This is a genomic window from Nocardiopsis gilva YIM 90087, assembly GCF_002263495.1.
Classification (GTDB): Bacteria; Actinomycetota; Actinomycetes; order Streptosporangiales; family Streptosporangiaceae; genus Nocardiopsis_C; species Nocardiopsis_C gilva.
The window spans coordinates 1,473,108-1,489,760 of the sequence record NZ_CP022753.1 but is presented as its reverse complement, the minus strand read 5'-3'; the positions used below and the strand labels follow the sequence as shown (position 1 = coordinate 1,489,760).

General features: G+C 64.4%; 15 protein-coding genes and 2 pseudogenes. 8 read left to right on the top strand and 9 right to left on the bottom strand.

The annotated features are described in order from the left end of the window. Positions 1-208 precede the first annotated feature (208 nt). The 3 genes from CDO52_RS29410 to CDO52_RS27260 all read right to left on the bottom strand — a co-directional run bounded on the left by CDO52_RS29410 (position 209) and on the right by CDO52_RS27260 (position 2,152). Positions 209-577, bottom strand: coding sequence for an integrase core domain-containing protein (locus CDO52_RS29410; protein WP_394340788.1), 369 nt, complete (start codon positions 575-577; stop codon positions 209-211). 260 nt (positions 578-837) lie between these two features. After that, positions 838-1,746, bottom strand: coding sequence for a hypothetical protein (locus CDO52_RS06990; RefSeq protein WP_017621864.1), 909 nt, complete (start codon positions 1,744-1,746; stop codon positions 838-840). Further along, on the bottom strand, positions 1,694-2,152 hold the full coding sequence (locus CDO52_RS27260; RefSeq protein WP_152471912.1) for a hypothetical protein: 459 nt from the start codon (positions 2,150-2,152) through the stop codon (positions 1,694-1,696). The genes CDO52_RS06990 and CDO52_RS27260 overlap by 53 nt, the downstream gene beginning before the upstream one ends. Positions 2,153-2,690: 538 nt before the next feature. On the opposite strand from CDO52_RS27260, the gene CDO52_RS06985 reads away from it, so the two are divergent. From CDO52_RS06985 to CDO52_RS27255, 6 genes and pseudogenes are all read left to right on the top strand, one after another. Next, positions 2,691-2,978, top strand: a complete 288-nt coding sequence (locus CDO52_RS06985) for a DUF6507 family protein (protein WP_094932274.1) — start codon at positions 2,691-2,693, stop codon at positions 2,976-2,978. Further along, positions 2,963-3,857, top strand: a pseudogene (locus tag CDO52_RS06980) (IS5 family transposase). The gene CDO52_RS06985 and the pseudogene CDO52_RS06980 overlap by 16 nt, the downstream one beginning before the upstream one ends. Beyond that, positions 3,850-3,966: a DUF6507 family protein gene (locus CDO52_RS29070; RefSeq protein WP_332459820.1), complete on the top strand. Its 117-nt coding sequence runs from the start codon at positions 3,850-3,852 to the stop codon at positions 3,964-3,966. The pseudogene CDO52_RS06980 and the gene CDO52_RS29070 overlap by 8 nt, the downstream one beginning before the upstream one ends. A 110-nt stretch (positions 3,967-4,076) precedes the next feature. Next, a complete protein-coding gene (locus tag CDO52_RS06975) occupies positions 4,077-6,596 on the top strand; it encodes a hypothetical protein (protein ID WP_094932273.1) in 2,520 nt (839 codons plus the stop codon). Beyond that, a complete protein-coding gene (locus tag CDO52_RS06970) occupies positions 6,589-7,257 on the top strand; it encodes a pentapeptide repeat-containing protein (RefSeq protein WP_083919958.1) in 669 nt (222 codons plus the stop codon). Before CDO52_RS06975 ends, CDO52_RS06970 begins: the two co-directional genes overlap by 8 nt. A 535-nt stretch (positions 7,258-7,792) precedes the next feature. Next, positions 7,793-8,572, top strand: coding sequence for a hypothetical protein (locus CDO52_RS27255; RefSeq protein ID WP_157745464.1), 780 nt, complete (start codon positions 7,793-7,795; stop codon positions 8,570-8,572). 574 nt (positions 8,573-9,146) lie between these two features. Here the strand turns inward: CDO52_RS27255 and CDO52_RS27250 are convergent. The 4 genes from CDO52_RS27250 to CDO52_RS06950 form a co-directional block, all read right to left on the bottom strand. Continuing rightward, a complete protein-coding gene (locus CDO52_RS27250) occupies positions 9,147-9,500 on the bottom strand; it encodes a hypothetical protein (protein WP_152471727.1) in 354 nt (117 codons plus the stop codon). A 687-nt stretch (positions 9,501-10,187) separates the two neighbouring features. Next, on the bottom strand, positions 10,188-10,505 hold the full coding sequence (locus CDO52_RS06960) for a hypothetical protein (protein WP_017619844.1): 318 nt from the start codon (positions 10,503-10,505) through the stop codon (positions 10,188-10,190). Positions 10,506-11,146: 641 nt separating this feature from the next. After that, complete coding sequence (locus tag CDO52_RS29405; protein ID WP_157745461.1) at positions 11,147-11,512, bottom strand: SdpI family protein; 366 nt, start codon at positions 11,510-11,512, stop codon at positions 11,147-11,149. Between the two features lie 687 nt (positions 11,513-12,199). Further along, positions 12,200-13,585, bottom strand: a complete 1,386-nt coding sequence (locus tag CDO52_RS06950; protein WP_232524401.1) for a hypothetical protein — start codon at positions 13,583-13,585, stop codon at positions 12,200-12,202. 81 nt (positions 13,586-13,666) lie between these two features. Here CDO52_RS06950 and CDO52_RS06945 point away from each other — a divergent pair, with 81 nt between their 5' ends. After that, entirely contained in the window at positions 13,667-14,269 is a 603-nt protein-coding gene (locus tag CDO52_RS06945; protein ID WP_017619846.1) for a TetR/AcrR family transcriptional regulator, read from the top strand. Here CDO52_RS06945 and CDO52_RS29210 read toward each other — a convergent pair. Together CDO52_RS29210 and CDO52_RS27245 are read right to left on the bottom strand one after the other, a co-directional pair. Next, positions 14,253-14,372: pseudogene (locus tag CDO52_RS29210) on the bottom strand (IS630 family transposase); the annotation flags it as partial. The gene CDO52_RS06945 and the pseudogene CDO52_RS29210 overlap by 17 nt on opposite strands. A 93-nt stretch (positions 14,373-14,465) precedes the next feature. Further along, positions 14,466-15,743, bottom strand: coding sequence for a PQQ-binding-like beta-propeller repeat protein (locus tag CDO52_RS27245; RefSeq protein WP_152471728.1), 1,278 nt, complete (start codon positions 15,741-15,743; stop codon positions 14,466-14,468). A 322-nt stretch (positions 15,744-16,065) separates the two neighbouring features. Here CDO52_RS27245 and CDO52_RS06940 point away from each other — a divergent pair, with 322 nt between their 5' ends. Then, positions 16,066-16,617: a hypothetical protein gene (locus CDO52_RS06940; protein ID WP_051060833.1), complete on the top strand. Its 552-nt coding sequence runs from the start codon at positions 16,066-16,068 to the stop codon at positions 16,615-16,617. Positions 16,618-16,653 lie beyond the last annotated feature (36 nt).

The window sequence follows — 16,653 nt, the reverse complement described above, 5'->3', positions numbered from 1 at the left end:
CTACCAGCATGTTCCGCAACGGGGAACATCACTCTGCTGCCCGCAGGCGGCCACATGCGGACATCTCACTTCTTGAGGCGGTCAATCCTGCACAGCATTCGGCGGTCTGGCTGCAAATAGCGCACTGCCAGCGATGACGCCGCGGGGGCCAGGTGCGCTTCCCGCACGCAGTCCAACGCCAAGGACGACCGGAAACGTGGCCGTCTGTTTACACCAGGAGAGGGCAGTGACGGTACTGGGCCGGCCCGGTCTCTCCGCCTGCGTTCGTTCTGCGATGAGAGCTCACACGTCTTTTGTGTCTTGGCTGCCTGCGAGAAGGCTTGCCGAGTGTTCTCAGGGCAATGATGTGTTTGGAGATTGAGCGGGTTATCCCATGGTTGTACCACCCCACCCACCGGAGCAGCGCATGCTCGACCTGGGCGCGGGTGGCCCACGGTCCCTGATGCTCGATCAGCTCGGCCTTGAACGTGCCGCTGAGCGCCTCGGCCATCGCGTTGTCATACGGATCCGGCCACCGATCCAGCCGACTCCGCGATCCCGGCTTGTTCCAGGCGTTCGCTGGAGCGCAAGGACACATGCTGCGAACCGCGGTCCGAATGCTGCACCAGCCCATCGGCGGACCGGAGGCCGCACGGCGCAAGCGTCGGTACAACGCCTCCGCCGCCCAACGCAGCGCATGGCCACCATCATCAACGACATCCTCGAGGCCGATGACGACGGTGAAGGCGCGGTGACGATGGTGCGTAGAGCGGCGCAGCTCCCCCTCGTTCTCGCTGTGGTCGCCGGTGGCCACCATCTGCTGCGTCCAGCTGCAGACGTCGTGGCCATCCAGGAGACTTACACGCCGCGGTGCATGCAGAACAGCTGGTCCTTGGTTCCGTCAGGGGCGCGGTAGACGGTCAGGCTCGCGCCCTCGGCGCTGGCGACAGATTCCCCCATGCGCAGCGGACCGTACCAACTATGGCTCCCCTGCACCATGGTCGAGATGTAGAGGTTCTTGTCGTCGCCGTTGCCCCTCTGCACGCAGTGCAGGTCGCCGCCGAAGACGGCCAGAGCCGGGGCCTTGGCCGTCTTGCCAGGCAGAGTCGTCGGGTAGTCGTTGAGGCCCGGCCTCCAATCGCTGCCGGTGAACCGGATCAGGTTCAAGCTGCCGTCGTCGAGCCTGTGGACACACACCAGGCACGGCTGGCGCCTGGTGTCCCTGTAGACCGCCAGGGCGGGCGCGTGCGACGAGGTCCAACCGCCGACCGGCCTGTCGGCGCTCCAGGAGCTACCGTCCCAGCAGGTCCAGTACATCTGGGCGTCGTCCACCGCGCCCCGGTGGACGCAGTACAGCTTGTCCTGGAAGACGGCCAGCGCCGGAGTCGTCGAACTTTTGTGCGCGGGGAAGCTCTGGTCCGCACTCCATTCGTTGACGCCGGAGCCCTGGTCGCCGTACGTGGCCCACCACAGCTGCTCGTCGTCCTTGCCGCCGCGGTGCACGCAGTACAGCTTGTTCTGGTACCGAGCCACGGCCGGAGCCGCAGCACTGTAGTGGTTAGGGAGAGCCTGGGCGACGATCCACCCGTTGATGTGGTCATACCTGGTCAGGTACAGGCGCGAGTCTCCCTTGGCGCCGGCGAACACGCAGTCCAGGCTCGAACCTCCGGCGAGGGACGGGCCGAAGTCGCTGAGGTTCAGCGGGAGTTGCTGGTCAGGACTCCAGCCTTCCCCTTCCTGGTAGGTCCACACGGTCCAGCGCAACATCGGGGGTGGCGGAGGCGGTGGCTTCTTCGCCGTCGTCCCATGCGGTGGGCACCATTGCTCCAGGAGCGATCCAGGGAGAGGTGAACCTCAGGCCAGTGCCCTGGTCGACTGCCTTCGCCCACACCTGACGAGAGAAGATGTAGGCCTTGGCGATGAGGTTGAGTGGTTCAGGTAGTGCCTTCTCCAAGAGCTCCGAGAAGACCTCGGAGCCTTCGTAGAAGATCTCGACTGCCTGCCTGTTCAGGTAGACGTGGAATCCCCACCACTGCGTGTCGGCGGAGACTTGCGGCTCCTGCTCCCCCGGCCCCTTGCTGGGCCGACGCGCTTGGGGGACCTCGTGTTGTCGCTCTCGCGTTTCCTCAGTTCCGCTTCCGGGGTTCGGCGTTCTCGATCCGCGTTGACTCATGGCTTCTGGCGTCCTTCCGCGAGTGGCTGATCGAAGATCGAACACGGATAATCCGCAGCGCCTGGGTCAGCGGCCCGAGTTCGGCAGCGGCGCCCCACAGCGCTGTTGGTCGCTGTGTCCGAAGGTTCGCCAAGCCAACCTCCATGAGCGCCAAACAGTCGGTGTCTCACGTCCCTGTTGCTCAGGCATCATCTGTCCGAGAGCCACGGTCGTGGCGTACCGCGATGATCGCCCTCGTCGACGGACAGCACGTGTCCGCACACGCCGAGCTGGATCTCTGGCCCACTCCTGGGTCGGGCGCACCTGTCACGCCTCGAAAGCGGCAGTCAGCGCGGCCTCCCCACGTCATCCCCTGACGTCGGTCGCCAAGCACGGGCCCGACCATGCCTGTCGGGGAAACTCCGCCGGTTGTGGGCGGAGATCGGCCGGTTGCGGTCATCACACCATTACGGTCCGCCGAATATCACTATGTCCCGGTAAGCTCGCCGCGTTCGTCCGACGACACGGCGCACCCGATGCGGGAAGGGAGACCGGACTCATGAGCGGATGGGACATCGACCCTGAAGGCGTGGGGGCCGTCCTGCACAAGGTCGCCGACCGCGCGGGCGGTGAGGACGGTGAGGGTGGGCTGGTGGCCACCCTGAAGTCGATGGGCGAGCACCTGGATTATGCGGGCAAGTGCGCCAAGAGCTTCCCGGTCAACACCGCCCTGGGCGAGTTCGTCGAGCACTACCGTCCGCAGCTGAACAACATGGTCGCCAAGACCGCTAGGGCCTGTTTTTTGAATCGGCGGGTGGAGTGGGGCTCGCGCTGGCAATCTTGGTGAGCGTGTCCGGCCGTCATGAACTCACCGATGCCGAGTGGGCCCTGCTCGCCCCGCTCATGCCCGACAACCCGCCCAAAGGCGGCCAATGGGCCGACCACCGCCGCGTCATCAACGCCGTGCTGTTCCGAACCCGCACCGGGATCCCCTGGCGTGACCTGCCCGAACGCTACGGCCCCTGGGAGACCGCGGCCGGGCGCCACCGCCGCTGGTGCCTGGACGGCACCTGGCAAAGGATCGCCGACCGGCTGCGCATCGACGCCGCCACCGGAGAAGACCTGGTGGTCGGCATCGACTCCACCAGCGTGCGCGCCCACTCCCACGCCGCCGGAGCCGCGAAAAAGGGGAAGCGGTACGGGACGAAGCGGACGGCTCGGAAGCACTGGGACGTTCCCGGGGCGGGCTGACCACCAAGATCCACCTGATCGCCGACCAGCGCAGGCGGCCGCTGGTGACCGCGACCAGCCCCGGCCAGCGCGGTGACGCGCCCATGTTCGAGCCGCTGATGGTCGCCCTGCACCTGCCCCGCTCGGTCGGGCGCCCCCGGACCAGGCCCGACCGGCTGCTCGCGGACAAGGCCTACTCCTCAGCGGCGATCCGCTCCCACCTGAGCAGGCGCGGTATCAAGGCGACCATTGCCCAGCCCGCCGACCAGCGGGCCAATCGCAGGCGCAGGGGATCGGCGGGCGGTCGGCCCCGGCTTTCGACCGGGGTGCCTACCGCGGCCGCAACACTGTAGAACGGGCGATCAACCTGCTCAAGCAGAACCGGGCCGTGGCCACCAGGTACGACAAGCGCGCCGCGATCTACGACGGGACCGTCCAGCTCGCCTCGATACGGATCTGGCTACGCGACCTCACCCGTTCGAAAAACACTGCCTAGCGGCATCGACGGGTGCAGCACGGCCACCCGCGCCTACATGAACGGCAACCTGGAGATGGCCACCGAGGCGCAGAACAACGCCGGAACCGTCACCGACCCCGACCTGTGACTCCTCCCTCCTAGTCCTTCACTCCAGGGCGGGCCGCGCGCAGACGCCGCGCCCGTGCACGCCCCCACCCCCTGTCCTGTCAGCAGTCACGACGTGGAACGGAAGCGGCGTTGAGCGACGAGCCTCCTCTGATCAATCCCGGTGCCATCCCCGTGCCCCTTACCGCACCTGAAGAGCTGGAGTCCACCGCCACCACGCTCATCAGCGACGGCGAAGAGGTCGCCCAGGCCGGCCAGGACATCAAGTCCTCCTGGCAGGGGCTGTCGGGGGTGTATTCCGCGCCGGAGTCCGACCAGCTGGTGGCGGCCCTCAACCCGGTGGCCACTACCGGCGACGACTTCTCGGATGCCATGGACACGGTCGGCGAGGCGCTGCAGACCTTCGCCGAGAAGGCCGCCAAGATCAAGAAGAAGCTGGTGGGCCTGCGCCTGGAGGCCCAGGACTTCATCGACAACGTCGCCTCAAAGGACGATTGGCGCGACGATCCTGACAACATCGCCAAGCACAACGACCTGATCTCCGAGGTCGGTTCCCAGCAGGCGGCCTATCAGGAGGCCGAGCGGGAGTGCGCCAACAAGATCACCTCGATCTTCGGCGGCACCACCTTCGTCCCTGCCGACCGGCAGGTGTGCAAGCCCGGCGAGGTGGGCTATGGGATGGGTTTCTGGGATCTCGACCAGGCAACCCCGACGCCGTGGGGTTCGCCGCAAACCGTAGATGAGCCCTGGTACGTGGACGCCTGGGATGGCGCGGTGGACATCGCCGCAGGGTTCGGCCAGTTCGCAGGCGGGGCGACCGGTATCTATGGCCCCGATGGGTGGGCCAAAGACCCCTGGGATTCCTTCGAAATCGGGGGCCATTTCCGGCACCAGCTCGTCCAGGGAGCAGCGAGCCTCTTCGGCGTGCGTGTCGGGGACGAGACGGACCTCTCCGTGAGCTGGGCCTCGGACGAGGAGACGTGGAACGCGCGGAAGGAAGTCGCCCACTCGATCGTGCCATGGCGGGAGTGGGGCGATCGCCCGGCCTACGTGTTGGTGCAGGCCGGGATCAATATCGGCTCGATGGCCTTCGGTGGTGCGGGAGCAGTCAAGGCCATGGCGCAGGGGGCCAAAGGCGCTGCGGGCGCGGCGCGCGCGGCCGGGGCCGCGGAAGCCGCGGCCGCTGGGGCAGCGGATGACCTGGCGGGAGCGGCCTCAGCGGCCGGCCCGATGCCGAAGGCCGGTGGTCTGCCCACGATCGGCGAGGTGGCCAAGACACCGAGTCTGTGGGGTCCCGCGGCCAAGGGCGCTTTGAAGGCCGCGCTCAAGGACTCACTCGGCCTGGGCAACCACATGCCGGAAGTCCCCGATGTCGGTCGCAACCTGGAGGGCGGCCACGCTCCGCAGGCCGGTCCTGCTCCGGAACCCCATGGCGGGCATAGCCCGCAGGGGCAGGCACCCGGTGCCGCGGCCGGTGATAGCGGACACCCGGCCCCGGCCAGCAGCGCGCCCGACCGCTCCGCAACCCCTGAGCGCGCCACTGGCCGTTCCGCCCCGACACACGACACCCCTACCCCCGCGCGCGAGGGCCCCGCCGCAAAGGAGCCGACCACCTCCCAGGTCCAACAGGAGATCGCCCGGCTGGAAGAACACGTCAAGAAGCACAACGGCGACATCGACGCGGGCGTGGATGAATACATCCGCGAGCGCCAGCCCGAACTCGTCGGCGCCGGAACCCGCAGCGGCGACCACACCCCCACGATGTCGGCGGGAGACCGCGGCGGCCCCAACCCGAGAGGTGGATCCGGCGACGCTCCCGCCGACACCTCATGGGAAGGCAACCGGTGGGGCACGGGCGACACCGGCAGGCCTGGGAGTAGTGGCACGGGATCCGGGGGCTCCGGCCACTTCGATTCCCCACCCGGCGGCGAGGGAAGAGGCCACTGGCCCAGCGGCCATGACACACACCATCCCGATAGTGGCGCTGCTTCCGACGCCAGCCACGAGCGACCCACCGAAGTCGACACGCCGACGCGGAGCGGTCAGGGGCTTGACGACGATAATGGCCATGGCGTGCCTGAAAGAGGCGAGGATGGCCCTCTGAATGGGGAAGACGCTGGTGATCGCGTTGGATCGAAGTCCAGTGAACCTTACGAGAGTCCTCAGCCAGGTAGTGGAGGGTACGACGCGAGGCTCCGGGAACTATCACAAGATCCAGCTGGCGGCACCCCTCGCAACTCTCATGAGCAGGCGAAGGTCGAGAGGGAAGCTGAGGTGGGTCTTGCCGCTGAGAGGAATGAGCAGGTCGCTAAACCCATCAGGCGTGCTCCGGTGGATAACAGCGACCCCGCGTTTCAGAAGGACGGAGGCGACTTCATTGACGCGAATGGGCAGAAATGGGATGTGAAAGGCCCCAGGGATACCTTCCCACCCACCGCCGGGCCACGGGCAGGGCAACCCTTCCCTCCTGGATTCAAGGGTGGCTTCAGCATCGATAAACTGAAGAAACAGATAGAAAAAGAACTCAACAGAGGCGAGAATATTCTTCTCGATCTCGGGGGGCTATCAAATGTCGATAATATATCCGCAGTGCGAGACTTGATCCAAAGCAACCCGCAATGGGATGGAAAGGTAGTAATCGTAGATGCCTGAGCGCACCAATCCATCTGCAGTGCATCCTCGGTCTTGGCCTGCGGACCAGGGAACGGTTGAATCCCTGCGTGAATATATCCGTTGGCTGGAAAGCGGCGGAAAAAGCGGAAGTGAACTGGGTGGAGCTGAACTCGATTTTCGTGGTGCCGACCTGACGGAAATGGACTTGAGGTCGCTCTTCTTGTGGGGGGCGGATTTCTCAAGCACAACCCTGGACAGGGTTGATTTCTATAAGGCAGAGTTGACTGGGGCAATATTGAACGATGCCAGCCTGGTTGGAGCGAGGCTGCATCGAACGGAAATGAATGAGTGTGAGGCCCGCAGAGCCAGCTTCTTTGAAGCAGACCTGCTTGGCGTCCGTCTTCACGAATCAGACCTCTCCTTCGCCGATTTCAGAAAAGCACGCACCAACGGCGCACAAATGTGGGAGTCGGATCTGAGAGGTGCCGATTTTCGCAATGCATGGTTTGGCCCTGAGGGGCCAGGTGGGTGGACTGATCTAGAGGGAGCCCGGATGGCCGGCTGCAAGATCTCAAACGCCGGCGGCTGGGTTAAGGGGCCTGTTGATATTGGACAAGAGGAGGAGATCCAGCTTGTCTCCGGATCTGATCTCTATTCCTGGTTCGCGGAAAACGGGGCGCCGGACATCCACGTAATTTGACGGGAGTGTGCTCGGGTGCGGTCATCTGAGGCGAGATGCTATGTGGTCGGCATTATCAGCAGCCACCCCCCGAGGAGAGCTTTATTCGTTTTTATTCGCCGCAATTCACACTGCCTTGAAGGATAAGAAGTACAGGCAAGCCAGCAACTATCCAAGTGGTCGTGGAATGGATCAGGGTTCCGATTGGCGGCGACCATGCCCCATCTGGCGTTGAACATGGGGCGTCAGACATCCCTGTGACTTAATGGCAGAGTCGCCCGGGTGGGGTCCTTGTCCGCAGATGATCACGGGGATACGGCGCTTTCCCCGATATGCCACCTTGTTGACCGGAACGGCCCCCGCTTCAGAGCGGATCGTGGTTCCGCCCGACGTGCCCCGTCCTCGGGAGCATGTATAGGCGGAGCGAATGTCCATGCCCTCCCTCTCGCTGCGCACCGCAGCAGGCTGTGGCGGACAGCCCGGTGTTCGATGTGCTGCTGTGGGGGCGCGGCGGAACCGATTGACGGGGATCCGCCGACTACCCGAAACTTCCGGAATGCAGGCACGCTTTCGGCTCGCCCACCAAAGCGCCCACTGGGCAAGACACGCGGACGTCACCGTGCGGGTGACCGCCGCCGACGGGAACGAGGTGCGCGTGTCCGGCGAGGCGTTTGCCTGGCGGCTGGAGGTGTACGGGCCCAACGCCGCCTACGGGGAACGGTATGACGTCGAAGTGATCGCCGAGGCCCGCGCGGGCGGCCACCGGGCCGCGGATGCCGCGCCTGTTCGTGGGCCGTACGCGGTGAGTCCGGTGGGTGGGGTCGATCCCGAGGGATCGCAGGGACTCGTGGACGGTGTCGCGGCTGACGTCGGCTTCTCGGGCCGACTCGGCGAGGTTGCGGCTGCCCGACCACCAAGCGGCGGCCAGCAGATCGCCACAGGCTGCTCTCTGCCGCATCGGGACGGCGAGTGGCTGACGGACAATCTCGACCTCTACCCCACCACCGCGCACTCGTATCGGGAGATTTACGTATTTCTACGGCTACCGCCGGACCGCCCTTCCCTGTATCGTCTCGTCCGATATCCATCTGACTCGGGGGGCATAGGGGTGCGCGTCGCAGGGGATCCCGCTGACCAACGACTGGGGCGGGCGGCGGCAGAGGCACTTGTGGAATTTACCCGCTGTGGGGCAGCGGGGACCGAACGCTACTGGACGCCGATGAACCATCGCGGAGCAAGGCAGGGTGACCTACTGCTGCGCGGGCCACGCGAGCCTGTGACGAAACTGGGACCCAGCCACCGCGTGGTTATGCGTCTTTCGCCACGCTATTTATGAGTGGAGTCCTGATGAGCCTGATAACGCATCGGTCGACGATTCGCTCCTTGATCGGAGTATCCCTGACTGCGGCGCTGACAGCGATGATGCTTGCCGTCACCGCCCTGCCGGCATCCGCTCACACGAAGCTGAGCCCCCGCGCATACTGTTCTGGCATTGAACTGTCGCCGCACCGTGACGCTCTCGGTGGGGCGATCTCGATATTCATCTCCTATTCGAGCGCCAACGGGGGCACGAACTGTGCTTGGGCGCAGAAGAACGTCAACCGCGACAAATCCGAGCCACTGACCCTCTTTCTCGGCGTATGCCCAACGGGCGACCCGCGTAACCCGTGCGAACCTATCGGTAAAAGTGACTTCGGGAATTTTCGATACTACGCAGGTCCAGTAGAGATAAATGACACGGCCGGTCGATGCATTATGGTATCCGTCCGATACCATGGTTATACTGAGGATTTTGGGCCGATGCACTGTGGGTAGCGCACGGCCATGACGTGGCTCTAGCGCCCCGGTGGCAATCACCGAACATCCAACAGTTCTGGGTCTGTACTGCGGGAACATTAGAGATGACGTGATCAGGGGGTCGGCGGACAGGGTCTTGGGCGACGAACGCCTCGACGGCCGGCCTCGGTGCGGATCTCATCGCGGCCCTGGGCCACGTAGCGGCGAATGATCCCGTAGGTCGGATCGGTGGCGCCGTGCTCGGTGACCAGGCCGTCGAAGACACGCTTGGTGGTGTGGCGCTGGTGGCGGCCCGCGCCGGGTAGGGCGTGGATCCGGCCCGAGCGCGCCTGGCACAGGCGGCGAACTACACCGTGCCCGAGGCCAACCCTGACGGTGAGCTGATCACCGGGGTCACCACCTTGCTGGACGCGCGTGAGCTCAGCACGGTGGAGCTGGCCGGGGCCTACGCCCAGCGCTGGGAGCACGAATCGGCGTTGGGCGAGGCCAAGAGCAGGTTGCTCACCCCCCCTGGGCGGTGCTCTCCTCGCAGTCACCGCCGATGGTCACTGCCCAGGTGTGGGGGGTTGCTGTTGGCCCATTACGCGGTGCGGTGGTTGATGTGTCAGGCCGCGGACGGGGCGGGGTATGCCTCTGACTGGATGGGGTTGACCCATACGGTGCGTGTGGTGCGCCGTGGCGCCGAGGGCGGTACGGCTATCCCCTGAGCATCTCCGTGCCGTGTACGGGGGTGTGGTGGCCCAGATCCTCGAGCGGCCGAACCCGCCCCGGCGTCATCGTCGCTAACCGCGGCGGGTCAAACGCGCACGTCACAACTCCTACCGGGCCAAACGCCTCACCGATGTCGGGGTCACGCACCAGCACGGACCCGCACCCGCACTGATATTCGCCGCTTCAATTAGCGGCATTGGGCCCTGACGTCTCACGCGTGAAGCCGGTGGGATCGACCGTGGAATCCGGTTTCTCCCACCGGGGTCACGCGCGCCGGATCCAGCTTCAGACAGCAGGCGAGAAGCGCCAAAGGGGAAACCCGCGCAGGAGTCCAAAAAGCAGGAAACGGCCCTGTGATAATGATTCGATGATTCCCTACAAAGGAATCCTTTTTCCTTAAGCGGAGAATACAGCCCGAACCCGAGCGAATGCGGACATGTCCCTCAGTCCACGGAGATGCTGAACATCCCGGAGGGCGGCGCGTGCCAGCCCCGGTCGGGCGCGACCTGGACTCCGGGGCCGAAGCAGGACGTGCCGGCGTGGATGAACACGTCCGCGTCGGTCCGGTTGATCACGGTGTGAGCGGTCGCCGGAAGCCGTCGGCAGCTCCCGGAAGCGGGGTCCTGGTAGACCGTGATCTCCTCGAACTCGGTCGTGAACACGATGATCTCACCGGTGGCGGCGTGGACCGGCCCCGCACTGATGAGCACCGTCACGGCGGCGGCCGTGAATACGCTCACGATGGAGCTGACAAGCTTCATACATCCTCCTTGTCGCTTCTATCCTGTTTTGCGGCGCCCCCTGAACGTCTAATGCCGTCCATTCGGCAATGGGGACACGACTCATCCTTTGCGCACGGAAAGACACGCGTCAATTTCGTTCTGTCGCGATGGGGGTATTTCGGCCCCTGAACCGGGAGGAAGAGGGCCCGCCGACAGGGGTTCCGGGGCCGCGCGGACACCGCGGCCGGGCTGGGGCCCGCCGTGGCGAGCGCGTCATCACCTGATCCGGCGGCCCACCCGTCACCGAGGCCGCGACACGTTCGGGGCCCAGGGCCCAATGCCGCTAATTGAAGCGGCGAATATCAGTGCGGGTGCGGGTCCGTGCTGGTGCGTGACCCCGTCATCGGTGAGGCGTTTGGCCCGGTAGGAGTTGTGACGTGCGCGTTTGACCCGCCGCGGGTGGCGACGATGACGCAGGAGTACGGCAACCGCTCCCGGACGGTGAACAGCGGGAGGTCCAGGCCTGCGGTCTCGCGAAGGACGCGGTGCTTGTAGGCGAAGTAGACCCGCCTACGGTCTGCACGCGACTCCCGGGTTGGACACGCCGGCCGTCTCGACGGTGATTCGCTGCTTCGACACATCCCTCTGGCTGCCGTTATTCGCGATTGGTGATTTCATCTTTACCGCGCCTGTTTGCGATGGCTGTTGCAATCACAAGGATGACGACGACTGCCATAAAATCCGGAAGCTGGAAGGATCAAGATAGCGGGGCCAAAGGAACCCATTGACACTGTAACTAGTGCAGCCGCCACGGTCAGAACACTCATGAAGTAGCCCGTAAAGGCGCAGGACATCAACCAGGGAGCCGCTGCCCTGTGGCCCGCTGTCCAGGCCACGTCTGAGGACTTCGTGATCCGTGTCCTCAGCCCACTCGTAGAGTTCCTGTCCAGGCTACCGTTTTCCGCTGCGTTCTTAATATAATGAGTCAGTCCAGCTACGGCTGCAAGCCCCAACGCAGAACAGAGAAGCACTCCCACTTCTTCCATTGCCAGTCCCATCCTTCCTTGAGTGGGTTTTCAGTGGTGACTCGAGACACTGAAAACGGCGATCATGGAATTACATCTCTACGTCGCCTGTGAACCCAGATCCGTGCCATGCTTTGGCAAAATTCGTCTGTATGCAGGCCGGAAGATCGGGCAGCAGCCCTCCTGCGAATCCACAGGTAGGGGCCCTGCCGCAGCCGTTATCTAGCCGAGGGCGAGACACTCAAAGTAAGCAGGGACATCCGAATTTCAGTGCTTCCCCAGGACCAACTGCCGAGTTACTTTGGCAGATTAGTAGAGGAAGAGCAAAGGGTTCGGGCATGCAGGTGGTGTACTCGTGCGACGGCGCGGTGTTGGAGGGGTGTCCCCTGAATGCGGCGTCGTAGAGCTTGCACGCCTCCGACCAAGGTGGATCTAAGCGCGTATCCAGTACTCCTGTACGTAACCCGGGCCCAGACAATTCGGCAGACGGGAGGTAGCCCAGCGCCGAGTGCAGGCGTTGGCATGTCCAAGGGGGCGGCGCCCAAATGCGGGGCAGACGCAGGTCGACCCCCTGTTCTCCGGGCCGCGTCAGCGAACCGAACACCTGATACCTGGCCGCCTGCGGTACCCGCGCCGCCGCTTGGTCGGTGCGCGAGGTGACTCCGCGCCCGTGCTGTCGGCCTCCCATCCGGTGCTTGCGGGCCCGGCTCAGCTGCCGTGGGCCGCTTCTTTCCGCCCGTCGCCCGCACCTCGCCGGACCGCCAGCCAGCCGGTCGCGACCACGACCAGAATCAGGATCGTGTTATGGGCGTACTTCGGGACCGGTGCGACGTCGCCGATGAGCGGGAAGTAGGTGAACGCCAGCAGCCCGCGGACCAGAAGGAAGGCGAATGCGACGACCGCGCTGTGGCGGAGCGACCATCCCCGGGTCCGCGCCGTGACCAGGATGGCGATCCCGAATCCGCCGGTGACGGCCAGGCTCACGAGCACCCCGCCCCAGCCTTCTGAGGAGAGCGCGGGGATCACGGCCGCGAGGAGCGCGATCGCGAACACCGGCCCTACCGGCAGCCGACCCGCGAACTCGGTCGTCCTGTGCGATCCGGAGGCTCGTCGCCGCCCGATCAGCGCGGCGGCCGCGATGAACGCGGCGACCATCCCGGCCGAGACCGCGAGCTGCGGCGGTGTGCCGGAGCGCGATTCCGGATCGGACAGGATCAACGCTGCGGCTCCCCCGTAGGCCAGTACGGCGACCACCGTTCCGATCGGTCCGAGCCACGGCTGCCGCGCGCGCCGCGGTACCCAGGCTTCGGCGAGGGCGACCGGGGCCGCGAAGCTGTAGATCACATGGCCGACGATGAAGTTGTAGGCGTTGGTCGCGCCGATGCCCAGAGCCGGGATGAGCGTCGCCTGCCGCGTCTCCTGCCAGCCCTCGTATCCCTGGTAGTCGACGCTGAACATCGACTGGTCGATCAGGCAGGCCTGGGCCGTGCCCAACGCCGCGAACAGCAGCAGCAGGCTGGGCCAGCCCCAGCCGCACCTGCGCACGAGATCGCGGGCCAGCAGCGCCGGAGCACCGTAGAGCGCGCCGAAGAAGATCAGAGCGAATGCGACGGCGCCCGGATCACCGGTGCTGTCGTCATAGGCCGCCAGGAGTTCCGCGCCGATCGCGCACATACCCAGCAGTCCGATGATCTGGGCCGGACGGGACGCGTCATGGCTCCGACCTTCGGCGTCCGACCGGCGCGCGATCAGCTGCCGCACTGCCGCGTAGGCGGCAGCGCCCAGTCCGGCGAACTGGACGAGGCCGACCGCGACCTCGACCACACTGCGATCGCCCACCAGATCGGCACCAAGGAATCTGATCGCGGCCGCGACGGCGATGACGACCGCCAGCAGTCCGATACCGGCACCGATCCGGCCCGGCAGCACCCGTGCGGCAAAGGCGGCAGCCAGCAGCACCGGCACGATCAGCGGGACCCCGAACGGACCGTTGGGCGGCGGACCGACCACGGCAAGTATCCCACTCGCCAGCGCAGCGACCACGAGACCTGTCGGCAGCAGCCACACGCCTCGCACTCCAGAACTGCGTCTCATGTGAATCATTTTGACACACGCATGTCGCAAAATCAGACGCGCAGCACCTACTGCACGGCAGTGGCGATCTACAATCGCCTCATGCCCCAGCCCCGGCACACCACCGAACCGTCTCCGACCGCGCGCCGAACCCGCCGGCTGATCGTCGACGCCGCGATCGGGACGCTCGCGGCGAACCCTTCAGCCACACTCGCCGAGATCGCCGACGCGGGCGACGTCAGCCGGTCCACGCTGCACCGACACTTCATCGATCGGGGCGATCTGCTGGCCGCGATCGACGAGGAGTGCCGGACCCGGTTCGCTCGTGCGGACGCGGCCGCGCGGCTCGGCGAGGAAGGTGTGCTGAACTCGCTGGACCGCCTAGCGCAGGAGTACCTGGGACTCGGGCCGGTACTCGGCCTGGTGTTCGCCGACAACGCACCTGTCGACCCCGACACCTGGGACGACAGCGAGGAGCGCGATCAGAACCTGGTCACGGTGATCGAGCGCGGGCAGCGCGGCCACGAGATCGACTCCGAGCTCTCGCCGACGTGGGTGATCACGACGTTCTGGGTGTTGCTCTTCGGCGCCTGGCTGTCGCTGAAGAGTGGAATGAGTCGTCGGGACGTCGCCGTCCAGCTGTCCCGCACCCTCCGCAAAGCCATGGGCCCTGCTGATCCCGATGCTCCTAGGCGTCTTTCCTGACGTCCTGCTCGTTGCCCGGCGGGTACCACGGACTGGTCCAGGGCGCGGCTAGCTGCAGAAGCTGGCCGGGTGAGTGGGCCCGGAAGAAGGCGTGCACCTGCCGAGGAACCGTTGGAGTCAGGGCGAACCGCCGGACCGGTCAGCGACCGCACCCCTCTGACGAATCCAGGCTAACGACGGCTGCAGTGCCAGGATCTCATCCACTCTTCGCTGACATACTGTCGCTGATAAGATTGCTAAGATTGATAGCCGTCTCATCAGGTTGTATCTGCCACTGCACTGGGTGAACGGGCAGCTTCTTCTCTCCGTCCGGATCTTCGACCAGGACACTTGCGCTTACCGCATCGTCCAAATTCAGGACACCTTCATCCAAAAGTCGGTGCGCCACCCTCAGCGGTACCTGCATGTCGATAAATGCACCATCGCCGATGACCACAGTCTGCGGAAGAGAATTTGAATCTTTTATGGGAGAAGGCGAAATATCATCAAGTTCAGGAGTCTTCTTCCAAGGATCGGGGACCTCGTTCTCTCGGGACCCGAAGTACAGAACTGCGTAGTCTTTGCCAAAACCTCCGTCCGCCATTTTTCCAGCTGCATCGCTGGCAGATCCAGGAACTGACAGTGTGTCCACGTACGCCAGTGATGGAGCGTCAGAACCACTCCAAGTGCGCTCCCCCGTTTGTTCACCGGTAGACCTGTCCAAAGTCACTATGTGAACCGTCTCATTGGCTGAACATGAATATGACAGCACTAGCGCGCGCTGCGTCGCTAGAACACTCTTGGAATCCCGATCATCCGTAGTTACCGAACAACCAATTGGCAACGAGTACGACCATTGCTGTTCACCGGACTCCAGTGAATAAGCATAAAATTCCTGCGACTTGCTGTCATCTTCTTCTCTAAACCACTCTCCGGCTGTCACCCACCGTACAACATCCCCTGGACCAGCAATATTCTTAGAACAGGCGCTCTCCGAAACAAGTTCACCGGTCTTGACGTCGATTGCCACAACCCGAAGGTCATTTCCTAGAAAATCAAATGAATCAAAAGCCAACACAACCCTCTGACCATCAAACCCGACATTGCTAACATCCGTGACGTTCGCTGAGACTTCCTTGTCGTTTACGAGATACGACCAGCGAATCTTGAGCGTGTCATTATCTACGGAGATTGCCCCATTGTCCATCAGAGCAACCGTTCCGTAGCGCGTGGGAATGAGCCGCCTTAACTCTCCATATGTAGAGTCATCCCGCAGGAAGGATGCAACGCTTTCTAGATCATCTTGGGTAAATGCCTGACGGGCATCGTCGGGACTGGTCCCCGTATCTATTACCGTTTCATGCTGTAGATCGACGTAACTGGATATGGTGAGCGCGCTTGCTGCCAGAACGACAGCTCCGGCAGCTGCAAGCGCCGAGCACTTCCAAGTCCTGGCCCCGAATATTCGGAATCGACGCCTCGAATCATCTGACATATTTAATTCTCATTCCTTCTTTGCTTCCATGTAATCTTTATTATCCTCCATGATTCCATTATATACAGTCCAATACTGCCCCCTATAGTCCTCAAACCGCTGCTCGATGTCCGGATTCACTCCATCACGATTCTTCACACGTGGAAGTAGCGTGCTCGGAACTTCAGCGGGGTGATCCCAGTGTTTTTGGATCACCAAGAAAGCGATGAAGTGCGCGGAAGCGACAGGAAGGTCGGAGTGCCCGTTCCTCAGACGTAGACGTGGAGCCCCAGGTAGAAGGCGAGGTGTCGAAGCTCCGCCGGGCTACCGTGAAAGGCTCCACGTGATCACCTATCGTGCCATCCTCGACGTCCCCAGGGAAGCCGTTCATTTCGTCGCGAAGCTGTTGGCCGCAGAGCGCCGTCGGCGCCGCACCCCCAAAAAAAGCCGGGCCCTGACCTGCTTCCACCAGGCGATCCTCCTACTGCGCCAATACCACGACGGCACGTCGCCGGCCACCCTGGCCGGCGACCACGGCATCGGCCGCTCCACCGACGAGGGATCCGAGGTGCCCATCGAGATGGCGCCCGCTCTGCACCACACTCTGGAGGCCGCGCACCTGGTGCTGGACGGCATCGTCATCCCCAACGACCACTGCCCGGAGAAGACCCGGGGCGTCAAGGGCGAGGAGATCGACCGGGGGCACCGCCCGCTTACGGGGGCGGGTATTCGGGAAAGGCCCACGTGCACAACGCCAACCTGCAAGGCGTCATGGACCCCTGGGGGTTCCCGCTGTTCATCAGTGATGGCAAACTGCGGCCGGTGCACGGTCTGGCCGCCGCCCGCATCCACGTCCTGCCCACGTTGTACGCCGTGGCCGCCCAGGGGCTGGTGACGCTCGCCGACCTGGGCTACGAAGGTGCGGGGATCG

Bases quoted from the DNA above. Each gene is read 5' to 3' on its own strand.
- CDO52_RS06990 (WP_017621864.1), bottom strand. From the start codon at position 1,746: ATGTTGCGCTGGACCGTGTGGACCTACCAGGAAGGGGAAGGCTGGAGT.
- CDO52_RS06960 (WP_017619844.1), bottom strand. From the start codon at position 10,505: ATGAAGCTTGTCAGCTCCATCGTGAGCGTATTCACGGCCGCCGCCGTG.
- CDO52_RS06950 (WP_232524401.1), bottom strand. From the start codon at position 13,585: ATGAGACGCAGTTCTGGAGTGCGAGGCGTGTGGCTGCTGCCGACAGGT.
- CDO52_RS06985 (WP_094932274.1), top strand. From the start codon at position 2,691: ATGAGCGGATGGGACATCGACCCTGAAGGCGTGGGGGCCGTCCTGCAC.
- CDO52_RS27245 (WP_152471728.1), bottom strand. From the start codon at position 15,743: ATGTCAGATGATTCGAGGCGTCGATTCCGAATATTCGGGGCCAGGACT.
- CDO52_RS27260 (WP_152471912.1), bottom strand. From the start codon at position 2,152: ATGAGTCAACGCGGATCGAGAACGCCGAACCCCGGAAGCGGAACTGAG.
- CDO52_RS27255 (WP_157745464.1), top strand. From the start codon at position 7,793: ATGCAGGCACGCTTTCGGCTCGCCCACCAAAGCGCCCACTGGGCAAGA.
- CDO52_RS29410 (WP_394340788.1), bottom strand. From the start codon at position 577: ATGTGTCCTTGCGCTCCAGCGAACGCCTGGAACAAGCCGGGATCGCGG.
- CDO52_RS29405 (WP_157745461.1), bottom strand. From the start codon at position 11,512: ATGGAAGAAGTGGGAGTGCTTCTCTGTTCTGCGTTGGGGCTTGCAGCC.
- CDO52_RS06945 (WP_017619846.1), top strand. From the start codon at position 13,667: ATGCCCCAGCCCCGGCACACCACCGAACCGTCTCCGACCGCGCGCCGA.
- CDO52_RS06970 (WP_083919958.1), top strand. From the start codon at position 6,589: ATGCCTGAGCGCACCAATCCATCTGCAGTGCATCCTCGGTCTTGGCCT.